The sequence below is a fragment of the Serratia sp. CY33525 genome (assembly GCF_052169115.1).
GTDB lineage: Bacteria > Pseudomonadota > Gammaproteobacteria > Enterobacterales > Enterobacteriaceae > Serratia > Serratia sarumanii.
The window spans coordinates 901,947-915,518 of sequence record NZ_JBJNLK010000001.1; the positions used below are offsets into that span (position 1 = coordinate 901,947).

10 protein-coding genes are annotated in these 13,572 nt (G+C 57.6%); 6 read left to right on the top strand and 4 right to left on the bottom strand.

The features are described 5' to 3' along the window. The first annotated feature begins 8 nt into the window (after positions 1-8). The 6 genes from ACJ8IM_RS04355 to ACJ8IM_RS04380 all read left to right on the top strand — a co-directional run bounded on the left by ACJ8IM_RS04355 (position 9) and on the right by ACJ8IM_RS04380 (position 6,868). Complete coding sequence (locus tag ACJ8IM_RS04355; RefSeq protein WP_308317449.1) at positions 9-212, top strand: hypothetical protein; 204 nt, start codon at positions 9-11, stop codon at positions 210-212. Continuing rightward, positions 212-2,497 carry a hypothetical protein gene (locus ACJ8IM_RS04360; RefSeq protein WP_308317450.1) on the top strand — a complete coding sequence of 762 codons (2,286 nt, stop codon included), beginning with the start codon at positions 212-214 and terminating at the stop codon, positions 2,495-2,497. Before ACJ8IM_RS04355 ends, ACJ8IM_RS04360 begins: the two co-directional genes overlap by 1 nt. A gap of 11 nt (positions 2,498-2,508) precedes the next feature. Next, positions 2,509-3,306, top strand: a complete 798-nt coding sequence (locus ACJ8IM_RS04365; protein WP_308317451.1) for a hypothetical protein — start codon at positions 2,509-2,511, stop codon at positions 3,304-3,306. Between the two features lies 1 nt (position 3,307). Next, positions 3,308-5,482 carry a hypothetical protein gene (locus ACJ8IM_RS04370; RefSeq protein ID WP_308317452.1) on the top strand — a complete coding sequence of 725 codons (2,175 nt, stop codon included), beginning with the start codon at positions 3,308-3,310 and terminating at the stop codon, positions 5,480-5,482. 10 nt (positions 5,483-5,492) lie between these two features. Further along, positions 5,493-6,437, top strand: coding sequence for a hypothetical protein (locus ACJ8IM_RS04375; protein WP_308317453.1), 945 nt, complete (start codon positions 5,493-5,495; stop codon positions 6,435-6,437). Positions 6,438-6,592: 155 nt separating this feature from the next. After that, on the top strand, positions 6,593-6,868 hold the full coding sequence (locus tag ACJ8IM_RS04380; RefSeq protein ID WP_308317454.1) for a hypothetical protein: 276 nt from the start codon (positions 6,593-6,595) through the stop codon (positions 6,866-6,868). On the opposite strand, the gene pgaD is transcribed toward ACJ8IM_RS04380, so the two are convergent. The 4 genes from pgaD to pgaA are packed head-to-tail and all read right to left on the bottom strand — an operon-like array spanning position 6,865 to position 13,106. Further along, positions 6,865-7,305 (bottom strand): poly-beta-1,6-N-acetyl-D-glucosamine biosynthesis protein PgaD, encoded by a 441-nt coding sequence (gene pgaD / locus ACJ8IM_RS04385; RefSeq protein WP_015378639.1) that lies wholly within the window; start codon positions 7,303-7,305, stop codon positions 6,865-6,867. The genes ACJ8IM_RS04380 and pgaD overlap by 4 nt on opposite strands. Further along, positions 7,302-8,636: a poly-beta-1,6-N-acetyl-D-glucosamine synthase gene (pgaC, locus tag ACJ8IM_RS04390; RefSeq protein WP_033653713.1), complete on the bottom strand. Its 1,335-nt coding sequence runs from the start codon at positions 8,634-8,636 to the stop codon at positions 7,302-7,304. Before pgaC ends, pgaD begins: the two co-directional genes overlap by 4 nt. Continuing rightward, a complete protein-coding gene (pgaB, locus tag ACJ8IM_RS04395; protein ID WP_033653711.1) occupies positions 8,633-10,639 on the bottom strand; it encodes a poly-beta-1,6-N-acetyl-D-glucosamine N-deacetylase PgaB in 2,007 nt (668 codons plus the stop codon). The genes pgaC and pgaB overlap by 4 nt, the downstream gene beginning before the upstream one ends. Positions 10,640-10,649: 10 nt before the next feature. Further along, positions 10,650-13,106, bottom strand: coding sequence for a poly-beta-1,6 N-acetyl-D-glucosamine export porin PgaA (pgaA, locus tag ACJ8IM_RS04400; RefSeq protein WP_072008403.1), 2,457 nt, complete (start codon positions 13,104-13,106; stop codon positions 10,650-10,652). Positions 13,107-13,572: the final 466 nt, after the last annotated feature.

Sequence of the window (13,572 nt, forward strand, 5' to 3'; positions counted from 1 at the left end):
AGAATGCCATGTTGATCACGATGGAAGATATCCGCGCCGGCGGCGGCTGTGCACCTGGTTTGCGCGCCTTCTTTGCCCGCTATGGGCTAGACCTGAAAGCCTTCATTCGCGATGGCGGTATCGATGCCGAGCTGCTGGCCGGCACCGGGGATGCGCTGGCGATCAAGATTGTGCGCCTGGCACGGGCCAAATCTGAGCCGGAGGCTAACTGATGGGCGGCGGTGGCAAGGGGTCGAAGAAAGTCACGGTGGGCTACAGATACTCGTGGGATATCCAGGCCGGCATTGGCCGTGGCCCAGTCAATGAGATTGTGGCCATCAGCGCCGATAAGAAAACGGTGTTTGCCGGCACACCTGGTCAGATTACCGGCAACACGTCGCTGTATATCGATAAGCCGAACCTGTTCGGGGGGGAAGACACCGGCGGTGAAGGCGGCATTCAGGGAACTCTGGAGGTGATGATGGGCGGCCCCGACCAGGTGCCGTCTCCTTCATTATTGACGTTGCTGACGGGGTTAGTGCCGGGTTTTCGGGGGCTGGTCACCACCTTCTTTAGCGGGTTGGTCAGCTGCTACAGCGCTTCACCTAAGCCGTGGTCTTACCGCGTTCGCCGCAGCACGCAAGGCTGGGATGGGCCGGTGTGGTATTCGGAGAAGGCGCTTATTCTGCTGCAGAACACCGAGGGGCAGCTTGATGACGAGGCCGACCTGACCGCTGAACAGATTGCCAACCTGCGTGCGATCCACGCCATGAACCCGGCGCACATCCTGGTTGAGTGCGCGCTCAATCGTGACTGGGGACGCGGGCTGGTGCTGGGCGACCTGGACATTGACAGCTACCGCATCGCGGCTGACAGACTCTATGACGAAGGATTTGGCTTGTGCTTTCGCTACAACCGCCAGGACGACCTCAATACGTTTGTGCAGCAAGTTTTGGATCACATCGGCGCAGCCCAATACGGTGACCTGAGCACCGGCAAACTGACGCTCAAGCTGCTACGCGACGATTACGACCCCAATACCTTGCCGCTGTTTACCTACGACAACGGCATCGTAGGTGTGCAGGATGACGACAGCACCAGCGCCGACGCGGCCCCAAATGAAATTGTGGTGACGTACCGCGACCCAGTGACCAACAGCGAAGGCGAAGTGCGCGCGCAGAACCTGGGGGCGATCCAGAACGTGGGGCTGATATCGGAGAGCGTCGAATACAAAGCAGTGCCGACCCATGCGCTGGGCGCGAGGTTGGCACAACGTGACCTCGAAACCCGCGCTGCGGGGTTGACCAGGCTGATAATCAATTTCGACCGACGCGGCGGCGTACTGACGCCGGCCGGCGTTTTTCGCATTAGCCTGCCAGAGCGCAACATCGGCAACATGGTGATGCGGGTTGGCAAGATTGAAGAACAGGACACTGGTGAGTTGAAGGTGACGGCCATTCAGGATGTGTTCGGGATGCCGAGCACGTCGTACAGCAGTGGCGAGCAAGGCAGCACCTGGTCACCGCCGGACAAGACGGCACGTCCCGTTACTGATAGCCAGCTCCTTGAACTGCCCTATATCGTCCTCGCTGCCACCGTCGGGCCGGCGGAGCTGGCAGCCATTCCCCAGGAGGCCGGTTACCTGGGCGTGATGGCCAGTGCGCCCAGCAGTGCCGCCATCAACTACCTGCTGCAGACGCGCGCCGACGGCGTGAACTGGCGCGGTAATCTTAACGGTGACTGGACGCCGGCCGTCACGCTAACACAGCCAGCAGGTCGCTTTGATACCACCTTTAAGGCGTCATTAACCACGCTGCCGGCAGTGGGTGCTGGGGCGATTATCGGTGATGAGATTGTTCGTATCGATGCCGCCGATCTGGCGACCGGGACGTTGACCGTCGGGCGTGGCTGTGCCGATACGCTGCCGGCTGGCCATCTGACCGGCGCGCGGCTGCGTTTCTTCCAGGATGCGATTGAAAGTGATGGGTTGGAATATCTGGAGGGAGAAACGATAGACGTTCGTTTGTTGACGCGAACGGCACAAGAAACACTCGCTGCCGGCGCTGCACCTGTTAACCATTTGACGCTACAGGCCCGCCAGGCAAAACCCTATTTGCCGGCAAATATTCGTTTAAATGACGAACCTTATCCCCTCGTTGCAGAACCGGCAGCGGAATATATTTTAACCTGGTCACACCGTGACAGGCAATTACAAGCTGACCGGTTAATTGATTATCTCGATAGCAGTATTGGCCCTGAGTCGGGGGTGGTTTATGTAATTACACTCGTTCGCCCTGATACCGGGGATACTGTCTGGACGACAAATACCGTTGAAGCGACATTGACGCTGCCGTATTCGTCCGCAACCTCCCCATTAAATCGGGTTCACACGGTCAGTATAGAAGCCCGGCGCGGCGATATTGCATCGCTGAGCAATTGGGTCATCACATTACCAACAGGCCACTATGTTGAACCAACCCCGGAGCCGGAGCCGCCACCGGAAGAACCGACGGCATAAGGCGGTAACCAATGAGTGATTTTTATTACGGTCAAGGGAAACTTTACCTGGCTCGCCGGAATGCGGCGGGCCAGGCTTTATCGTGGCGATGGGTCGGCGATGTGTCTGCATTGTCCCTCGAACTAGAATTTGATGAGAAGAAATCGAAGGCGTCTATCGGTGGACAGCTGGTTGACTCAACGCGTTATGTTTCTGCAATCAATGGAAAAGTAACCTCAACCTGGCACGAATATTCAAAAGAGAATTTAGAGCTTCTGCTTTATTCAAACATTATCAACAAGACGCCTAACATAGTGAAAGGCGAGATTTTACCATTAGGAATTAAAGCCGGTGACAATATCAGCTTGCGTTACCCAAATGTGTTTGGGGTTTCAGTCGCTTCACTCACCGTAGGCGATGATTACATCGTTGACCCTCTGTGGGGAGTGATTACTTTTTTAAAAACGCCTATGCAACAACCTGTTGTTGATTATGCGTATGTTGGCCACGTTTCTTTACCATTGATTAATTCGTCAAGTACAGAATTCTCATTGCGTTACGAGGGTGTCAATCTAGCAGAACAACAGTCCCACATACTGGTTGAGTTGTATCGTGTCAGTTTTGACTTGATTTCTAATTTGTCACTAATAAACAACGACTCCAATCTAAGCGAGTTGGAAACCTCATCTGTTATTTTACATGACGCTACCAAATTATCTGATTCAGAATTGGGGCAATTTGGGCGAATTATGAAGTTTAATCGCCTAAACGGATTAACACACAACGGGGCCATTAACCATGATGGCCGTTATCTGCACGGTGGGAACTAACATGGCCAAATCATTACCTGAGTCCCCAGTATGGGAAGATTCAATTTTCCAGCTAGAGACTGATACACCAGTACTCGGTGGGGCCGATGGGCCGGATAACTGGCAGGCTCAGCAGTTGGCAAATCGAACCCAATATCTCAAGCAATACATCGAGGCGCTCTCGTCCGGAGAGACTCCGTATACCAACGAAGCAGCGGCGCAGCAGGCAATATCGGCTGGTAAAATTTCTGAGGGCGCAAAATTCTCCGTCCGCAGCGACGACACCTTTATTTGGGTGCTCGAATATCAAAATATTTCCGGCACAGCAACACCAACGGGAAAATCGTTGCCCTCGTCTGAATTTGTCATGCTGGTTGCACAAGGACTGAATCTGGCCAATGCTGACATTGTCAAGATTTTAAATAGAATAACGCCATTAGATACACTGATTTCCGATAAAATCGACCTGGCATTTACCAGTTCTGCAGGGCCTGTCGAATCAGCGATGGCTCTGGATAAAAACTGGGGGCTGATGTTAGCAGGGCTAGAAAAGCCATTGCAGGATTATGTGATAGGCGTTATTCCGGATAGCCTGAAGAATCGCTTTCCTGGTGTCCTTTGGGGGGTTATTCATCTCCAGACACGGCAAGGCCTTATACTCTTGATGGAAAACGGTGATCTTCTCATCCCTGGTGTTGATGGGCCTCTGCAAGACGCACTGGGTCTAAGTGCCGCAACCATCAAAATGGTTGACGGCAAGCCTGCGTTGTTCTGGCATGGGCAGCGCGTGTGGAACGAGCATTATGTTACCAGCGCCACGCCGGTATCGGACAGCGGCGTATTGTTTAATTATGAGCAATCAGATGGCAGTGGTCATAGCGGGCTAATGTTTATTCCTAGCCTGCGTGAGGTGCCTGTTACGACTGCGTACATATTAATCTATATTTGCCTCGGGCAGTCGCTCGGTGCAGCATTCGATAAACCAGGACAAAATATTAAGGTCTGGGGGGCGGAGGCTGAATTTCGCGGACGCTGCATGTCGCCGTCAGGTCGCGCCGATGGTAATAGTGCGCCATATAATCCAACCGACCTCGACCGAATCACTGACAATAACTACAATTTTGACCGTCAGGGCCACAACCTCCCACTGCAGAACTGCCTCATGTATGACATGAAGTCTGAAGGTTTAGACCTGCCATCAATCATTAATGCGCCTTGTAACGCAGGCGGACAGCCATTATCTGGCATTTCAAAAGGTACTTTTTCGTACACAAAGAGCCTGAAATATATTGAGCGCTCGGTTCAATTTGCTCAGGGTATCGGCAAGCCTTACCAGGCCGACTTTATTTTGTTCGAGCATGGCGAGACTGACAATGATAACGGGAACTGCCGTAATCCTGGAGATTATAGAACGTTGTTGGCTCCATATTTTACTGACTGTTTCCATGATTTTAAAAACATACTCAGTCAGCAAAAAAATCCGACGATTGTTATCGGTCAGGTGGGTAGCCGCATTAATACCAAAGCCGGTTCAGTAGACCCGGAAGGGAACCCCACCGGTGAGTCGGAAATTGTGCAACCGTATTCAGTGACGGCAACGGATCAGCTGGACTATGTCAGACAGCACTCTACTGATGCGATTATGTACGGTTCAAAATACGTTCTGAATCATCTTTATAACGATGGTTCGCTGTCGCACTTAAATCAATTCGGCAAAGTGCTGCAAGGTGAATATGCAGAGCAGGCCATTTTTTGGCATATCTATGACCCAGTGAAAAAAGGTACATGGCGAAGCAACCGCGTTAAGAGCATTACTGTTTCAGGGAATGTCATTACCTATACACGGCATGTTCCGTACCCTCCACTGGTGCTGGATTCCGAGTTTATCGGAGATTGTCCTGGTAAGGGACATTCGCTTGAGCTTGGTTCAGCCACGGTTGAACTCGTTGAGTTGGTGGGGGCTGATACGGTCAAAATAACGTTGGATCAGGCACCATCTCAGACTGACCATCTCTTAATCGGATTCACAAACACGACACCGGCAAATAACGGAAATATTTACCCCGTGGTTTGCATTCGCGATTCATCAACGAAAGTGTCTCGTAAAGTTGTGCGGAATGGTGCAGCGTTTCCGCTTTATAACTGGGCTGTTTTAGAGCGCGTTGCTCTCGACGGTTCATTCACTGACACCCTGTGAGGATGTAATAATGGGACAAATTATCGGTCTGTCAGAACCCTACCGTGGTTGGCGCTCTCCTGTAGATTTGACGGGGAAATACATCGACCCCGAAACGATTTTTTCAAATTTTAAATCTCGCGTTCTCGCGGACGGTGGGGTTATTCATGATGAAAACGGATTGAAGGAGCGAATCAATCTGTTAATTGACCATAACATGTTAAATAAAATCGTTGTGGCTGCATCCCCGAGATTCGGTGTCAAGGTAGATGCAGATGGCGTATCAGTTCGCAAAGTCTATGGGCTGAATGGGCAGGATTTTATCGCTGTACAACAACAATATCAGCAGCCTCCTGCGCTACCGCTGCCCATTTACAACCCTACTGCAGGGAGCGTTCGGGTCAAAGTGGCTTCATACTCGGGCGGCTATCTGCGAACTGAAAATCTGGTGTCAGTCATTACAGGCTCTGCAACGACCTACGCTATTCAAGCCCTGGCGAACGATACAGACCCAATGGATCAGGTCGGCCTAACCCTCGGACTGTCGCTCTCAAATTTGGGGCTGGCCTATATGCGCACTATCGCAAGTCCATACTCGACAGGCACTCGCGAGGCATGGCGCTATGGTACCCGCGATGGAAATTATACCGGGGCAAGCAGTGGTTCTGGTGCCGGGGGAGCGGTACTGGTTAAGCGGGAACCCTATGAAGCATATGTGCCAAGCGCTGCGTTTTTTGACGTTAATAATGGCGTCATAACAGCCTATGAGAATGGACGTAAGCACTCAGATGTGACAACCCCAGTTGGTAAGCTGGCAAATGTGACTGCACCTGGTTATGTCATCATCGGCAGCCCAACTTTTGACAGTGTCGGCGGTGGCTCTTATATGCAAACGTGCGACGGTTCGTTTAAAGACCTCATTATTCTGCGCGATCCTCTTCCCATCCAGGCTCAGATATTATCTACATTCTCCTAGCTATTGCGTTTTATTTCGGACTGTCCAAATTTGTTTTTTTTACCATGTTTAGACAGTCCGATTTTTGTTGCAAAACAGTCCGGAATTTTTCGCCGCGCTACAACAAAAACCATTTTCGCGCCCATGCGCACGGCGATACCGAGGAATTCGTCTCGGTGCTGCTGTATCTGCTGTGCATTATGGTCTGGGCGCTGTTCTGTTTCGGCCTGGTGGCGTGGTTCATGGCCAAAACCGCGTTCCGGCTCAACGATATCGGCCTGCCCGGCTGGGCGCTGGCCGCAGCGTGCTATGTTTGCTCGGTGCTCAACAACTACTCCCCCGGCCCGGTGGCGCGCTGGCTGCCGCTTTTCAGCCTGGCCGTCATGATCTGCGCTCTGCTGTTGCCGCCGGGCGGGCTGCGCCGCAGGCCGGGCGGCGACGCTGACGACTAACGCAGCTGCACCACCTTGTTCGCGGCCGGTTCGGCCGCCGTCAGCCTGCCGCTGACCTGGCTGATGCCGCCGCCGCTGTTATGGGACACCACGGCGATCGGCAAACGCCGCAGCTGCCGGGTCAGCTCGGGCGTGATATAGCCGATGTGGGTGTTCTGTTGCTGTTTCCGCCAGCGGTCGGCCGCCCTGCGACGGGAGAAATACTGGTTGTATTTGGCCCAGGCGATCAGCGTGACGGCATTGAACAACGCCACAATGATGTACAGCGAGATCACTTCCAGCAGCGACAGGGCGGAGCCCACCCCGTGCTGATCCATCACCGACATCAGGCCGCGGCTGAACAGATAAAGGAAGCCGCACCAGGCGAAAAGCGTCAGCAGGCTGTCTACCACGCGCGGCAACAGGCCGCGTTCGGAATAAATCAGGACGTCCGTCATTCTTTGATCCTCCCAATGCCCCGGTCGGGGCTGATCCAGCGCGCACGCCCGCGCCGAGCTTTCAACATCACTTTGGAAAACGCCACCAGCGTGGTCAGCAGGCTGAGCAGCCAATACACCAGCGGATACCAGATGATCCAGAACAGCGAGCGGCCGAAGCCCTTCTCATAGCGCTTCTCCAGCAGCAGGCTGACGGTGAACTGCAGCAGGCACACCACGCCCAGCACCAGGCCGGTAAACGCCGGCGTCAGCAACGAGTGAATGCGGATGCCCTCCGGCAGCGGCACCGCCAGCCCGACCAGGAAAATCAGCACGCTGACCAGGTAAGTGAACGCCCACAACGTGGAGAGGCAATACTCGGCGAACAGCAGCCACATATGCCGGTGCTCCCAGGCCCACAGGTTGCGCAGATTCTTTAAAAACACCTCGGCGCCGCCCTGCGCCCAGCGCAGGCGCTGCTTCCACAGCCCGCGCAGGGTCTCCGGCATCAGGATCCAGCACAGCGCCCGCGGTTCGAAGAAGATAGCCCAGTGCTTGAGCTGCAGTTTCCAGCTGATGTCGATGTCTTCGGTGATCATGTCCTGGCTCCAGTAACCGACATCGGTAAGCGCTTGCTTACGAAACGCGGCCACCACGCCGGAGATGGTGAACAGGCGGCCATAAACGCGCTGCGTGCGCTTGATAAGGCCGATGATCGACGAAAACTCACCGACCTGGATGCGGCCGATCAGCGTGGAGCGCGTGCGGATGCGCGGGTTGCCGGTCACCGCGCCGACGTGCGGATTGGCCAACAGCGGCGCCACCAAATAGGCCGCCGCATCGCGATCCAGCAGCGCATCGCCGTCGATGCACACCAGATACTCGCTGCGCGCCGCCGCCGCGCCCGCCTGCAGCGCGATCGCTTTGCCCTGATTTTGCGCCAGATGGATCACCCGCAGCCGGGGGAACTCCAGCGTCAACTGATCCAGCACCTCGGCGGTGTCATCGCTGGAGCCGTCGTTGATGGCGATCACTTCGATATTTTCATAGCGCTGCGCCATCGCTGCCGAAATGGTTTCACGCGCGTTCAACCCTTCGTTGAAACAGGGGATCAGCACGCTGATCGACGGGTTGCCCGGCAGCACCGGCGCGGGCATGTCCGGGCTCCAGCGCCAGTGGCGCTCGCGGTGCAGCCAGAAATAGATGCCGCCGGCGATCCAGATACCGGACATGAACAGCGGCCAGAAAAACACGAAGTTGAGCAGCACTTCGCCGGTAAACAGCAGGACGATGCCGAAAGGCACGCTCAACACCAGACACAGGATGAATAAGGCAATTAAACGATCGGTCATGGCAGTGGGAACCAGGCTGAGGACAACACCGGGCGAACGGCATCCAGCTTAGGCCGATCGTCGAGGAAGTTGTCGGGGTAATAACCAAAGCTCTGAGCGCCATTGCGCTGCAGGCGACGCATCCATTCGGCCAGCAGTTGACCGTCATCCAGGCTGATCCGGCGCTCCTTGCGCCAGTCGACGGCCTGCAACTCAAACACCGTTTTATCGAGCGCGCCGGGGTAAGCGGCCACTTTGCCCACCAGTTGATCCAGCCAGCGGCCGCTGTCGGCGCGCGGCACGTTTTCCATCAGCGGCATCGCCATCGGCGCCACCCAGTCGTAGGCCTGCAGGAAATCCGCCAGATTCTGGCCGAACCAGGCTTCGCTGGCGGGATCGAGCACCGGCATCGCATAGATGTTGCGCGCGGTTTGCACCTGCGGGCCGCGGATCGCCCGCACCCGCTCGGTCAGCGACTGGGTAAATTCGATCAGCGCCCGGCTCTTGAAGCGCGTCCAGCGCGCCATCGCCTGCGGATCCTGGCGTATCGCCGCCACCGAATCGGCGAAGCCGGCCTGGCGGTAGGCCGCAGCGGCGTCGGGGCCGGCATCTTCGAAGTCCGACAGCAGGGCATCGTCGTGGAACAGGATCCCTTTGAAGGTGGCGTGAGCCGCCAGATCCTCGTAGATCTCACCGATGCGCTGGCGCGCCACCGGGCTGAACGGCGACAGGCGGCGGTACTGCTTGTCGTCTACCGACAGCTGCCCGTTTTGCGGATCGAGGCGCTGTACGCGCGGCACGTCAGATCCCAGCTCGAACGCCAACACCGGCATCCAGGCATACACGGCCACGCCGGTGCGCGAAGAGAGCTGCCAGGAGACCCGGTTGAACAGGTCGGCCTTCATCGGCAGCCAGCGGTTGGGAAAATAGAGCTCGCGCACGTTGCCGTCGCCTTTTGGATCGGCGAACGCCTGCAGGAAAACGGTATTGATGCGCAGGTCGTAGATGCGCTGGATCAGCTTGTCGAGGTTTTTGGCCTGCTGCTGCGGATCGGGATCGTAAAGGTAGTCGAGATCGACGTGCGCCACCCGCATGATCTGCCGGTTCTGTATCTGCGTCAGCTGCTGGGCGAAGCTCGTCAGCGACGGGTTGCCGGCCACCAGCATGCGCGGCACGTTCTCAGGCGCGTTGACGTCTGCCAGCCCGTTCTCCAGCGTCAGCGCCATGCGGTAACCGTGCTTGCGCGCGATGTCCAGCGCCACGCCGCCGGCCGCGCCGTACGGCCAGACCCAGACGCGCGGCGCCTTGCCGGTGGCGGCGGTGATGCGCTGGGTGATCAACGCCACGTCCTTCTCGATGCGTTGGCGATATTCCGCCTCGCTTTCGTAACGGCCCTGTTTGGCGTCATACAACCGATTGGCAACCGCCGGTTCGGTATTGCCCTGCGGGTTGGCGATGCCGCCGTAATGCGAAGCGTAGGTGTGCGCGCCGATCTCCACCAAGCCGGAGTCCGACACTTCCCGCACCTGCTGCCAGGTGAGGAAGCGATCGCGCGGCGTCATCAGGCCGCCGAAATCGACCGGCTTGTCGGCCGGCGCATCCAGCCAGACGCCGACCGGCGCCAGCACCGCCGGCCAGTTGTAGGCCTTCAGCAGCGGGAAGACCCGGCTGTAGAAGCTGCGGTAGCCGTCGTCGAAGGTCAGCAGCACCGCCTTGTTCGGCAACGCCGGGCCGCCGTTTTGCGCCTGCAGGATCTGCTCGACCGACACCGGCTGGTAGCCGTTTTGCTTCAGCCAGGCGAACTGTTCATTGAGCGCGCTGGTGCGCACCGACATGTAGCGCTGGTCCGCCGCGCCGTCTTCCACGTCGTGATACGCCAGCACCGCGTAACGGTTGGCCGGCCACGGGCGTTCCATCGGCCCCACGGGCCGCTCCGCCGGCGGCGTGAAGCGCGGCACGTCCGCCTGGCTGCAGGCGGTGGTCAGCAACGCGGCCAACACGAAAAGCGAAGATCGAATAAGCATGATTATTCCTTTAAAAACGATAATTCAGATCAAACGTCACGCCGATGTTCCGCTCGCGCTTGCCGTCGTAAGGATGCTTCTCAAACTGCAGCATCGCGCCGGCGTCCAGCACCCCGTTCCAACTGATGCGCTGGCCGTAACCCAGCTGGGTGATCGGCTTGCGCGCATAGTCCCGCTGCCAATAGCTGCCGGCGCCGGCCTGGAACTGCTGGCTCCACTCGGTCTGATAATGGCGATACAGGGTGTGATCGAGCGTTAACGACGGCAGCAGCGTGAAGTCGCGCTTCGGGTTGTAATACGGCACGTTCTCCTGGCTGTTGCGGCTGCCGGACAGCGTCAGGTTCATGTCCAGCCGATAACGGGCGCCGGCGAGCAGCCGTTGCCGCCCTTCCAGGCCGTATTCCAGCCGGTTGTTGCCGTCCGAGAAGTGCGAAGGCGCCACGCTGGCGCGCAGCTCGCGGCTTTCGTTCTGCTGCCAACGTAGCCACAGGTTGCCGCCGTTGGCGCTGATGCCGTTGGTCAACGCGCGCAGCGGCGTCTCGGCCGACAGGCGCGCCACCGAACCGCCGAGGCGCCATTGATCATTCAGGTCATACCAGGATGAAAGGCGCAGGCCGAGCTCATTGCCGTGGCCGTAGTTGCGGTTGGCCACCTCGGCTTCCAGCCACAGATCGCGCGAGCGCCACTCGGCGCCGGCGCTGAGATCGCGGTTGATGCCCTTGCCCTCGTCGAACTGGCCGGTGTTGAATCCCCAGCCGGTGAACAGCCGCCAGTTGTCGTCGATCGGCGGTGAATAGAGCGCGGCGTGAATGCCGAAATCGTGGCTGCCGCTGACCGGCCCGTCGGAATCGATGCCCTGATTGCCGCTGATGCGCAGTTCAGACATGTGGTGAATGCGGCGCGAACGCTCGAGCTGCTGAGCGGCGACGCTTTCCGGCGCACGTTGGATGACGTCGTCGACCAGCAAATCCAGCTGCCGCCACTCCTGCAATTCTTGCGCGACATAGCCCTGCTGGATCTCCAACGGCAGGCTGCGCGGCTCCAGCCCTTCCACCTGCTTCAACTCGTCCTCGGCGCGGCGCGGCCAGCCGCGCGCCAAATAAACGCTGGCCAATGAGATGCGCAGCCCCTGATTGCCCGGCGCCGTGCGCGCCAGATGGGTCAGCTGCCGTTCGGCCTCGGCCAGATCGCGTTGATAAACCCGTGACTGCGCCAGCAGCGATTGGCCGACCAGCCAGTCATCGTTGTAGGCCAGCGTCGGCAGCTGGTACAGGCGGGTCGCGTAGGGATAGCGCTGGCTGACGCGCTGCGCCAGCAACGCCGCCCGATCGATGCGTTCGTCCTCCGCCTGCGCGTAAAACAGATCGGTTTCGTCTTCGGCGGTCACCGCCTGCGGCGCGGCGGCGTTCAGGCGGCTGAAAATGGCCTGCGCCTTATCCGGCTGCTGCAGGTAGAGGTAGGCGGACGCCGCCCAGCGCTGGGCATAATCCGGCACCGTGCGCCCTTCCGCCTGCAAGGTTTGATACTCGCTCACCACGTCGGCCATGCGATAACGCGCCAGCAGCGCGCCCAGGCGATCGATACGCGCCTGCTGGTAGCTGTCCTGCGCCTCCGGCAGCGGCCGCCACTGCGTCAGCAGTTGGTCATAGCGCGCCAGCGCGCGGTCGGCGATGACGAAGCGTTCCTGTTCGCCACGAGCATCGATAAACGACAGCCGCACCAGTTCGGCGGCTTCATCCGCCTGCAGGCGCCGCTGCTGCGCGGGCGGCAATGCCAGCCCCTGGCTTGCACGCAGCGCCGGATCCGCGACCCGGTTCGCCGCCAGCAGCGTCACGTAATAAGCCTGAATGCCGGCGTCGGACGGCGCCAGCGCACGGGCGCGGGTCACGTTTTCCAACGCCGCCCAGCTGCGGCCGGCGGCCTGATCCACATAGGCGCGCGTCAGATACCACGTCGCCGGTTCCAGTAACTTCTCCGCTTTGGCCGCTTCCGTTTGCGCCTGCGCATCCCGCCCGGCATCCGCCAGCGTCATCACGTAGCCACGCTGCAGGCCGCCGTCGGCGGGAGCGAGCTGCAACGCCGCCCGCCACAGGCGCAGCGATGGTTGCCACTGCTTAAGATTGCGGTAGGCGCGGGCCGCCGTCGCCAGGCTGGCGCTATCCCGCTGCAGCGCGGCGCCGTCGGCACGCCAGAGTGCGACCACCTCTTCGTCATGGCCGGCCCAACCGGCCACCTGGATATAATCGGCTCGCTGCTGCAGGCTCAACCCCTCGCGAGCGCGCCGCTGCGATAAATATGCCAGCACCGGCGCGGTATCGCCCGATCTGGCCTGACGAATCAGCGCGTCATAGCGTTCATCCGCCAGCGCGGCGGCCGGCAGGGATAAACCGATAAACAGCAATGACGCCGCATATTTGGTGACGTGGCGTTCGGTAAAGCGTAATGAACGCGAGTTAACTTTAGGCACGAGGTATTCCTTTAATCCGTGAGCTGCTGTCCTGGCAGAGCGCAAATGCGAGCAGGCACCCGAAAAGTCGGCTAGAGCCGTCGGGTAATAAGCATGGAGTAATGAATATTTCTGTCTGGCGCAGACATAAAGAGAATCGAATGCGCCTTTGCCTAAAAAGAGTATTTTATAAAGCTGCCGGTGAATACCGCAGCCAGGTGATATCTGCCTGAAACTGGAATTTCACAATTGTTAATAAGTGAAATAATAAAAATTAAACCACCACAAATCAAACACATGAACTTTTATCATGATCAATATTCTTATTTTCATCCTTCCGTGTGAAATTGTATAAAAACCGGCGTGATATTTGATTTTAATTCTCATTATCACCCATCAGCAGGGATATTAATCCAAACACCTAATTAAATAATCTTTCTTCCCGGAAAAAATAATAAGAATATTGCTCACAATGAAATTAAATTTG

Excerpts from the sequence above, each read along its gene's own strand:
- ACJ8IM_RS04355 (WP_308317449.1), top strand. The coding sequence starts at position 9 with ATGTTGATCACGATGGAAGATATCCGCGCCGGCGGCGGCTGTGCACCT.
- ACJ8IM_RS04360 (WP_308317450.1), top strand. The coding sequence starts at position 212 with ATGGGCGGCGGTGGCAAGGGGTCGAAGAAAGTCACGGTGGGCTACAGA.
- ACJ8IM_RS04365 (WP_308317451.1), top strand. The coding sequence starts at position 2,509 with ATGAGTGATTTTTATTACGGTCAAGGGAAACTTTACCTGGCTCGCCGG.
- ACJ8IM_RS04370 (WP_308317452.1), top strand. The coding sequence starts at position 3,308 with ATGGCCAAATCATTACCTGAGTCCCCAGTATGGGAAGATTCAATTTTC.
- ACJ8IM_RS04375 (WP_308317453.1), top strand. The coding sequence starts at position 5,493 with ATGGGACAAATTATCGGTCTGTCAGAACCCTACCGTGGTTGGCGCTCT.
- pgaD (WP_015378639.1), bottom strand. The coding sequence starts at position 7,305 with ATGACGGACGTCCTGATTTATTCCGAACGCGGCCTGTTGCCGCGCGTG.
- pgaC (WP_033653713.1), bottom strand. The coding sequence starts at position 8,636 with ATGACCGATCGTTTAATTGCCTTATTCATCCTGTGTCTGGTGTTGAGC.
- pgaB (WP_033653711.1), bottom strand. The coding sequence starts at position 10,639 with ATGCTTATTCGATCTTCGCTTTTCGTGTTGGCCGCGTTGCTGACCACC.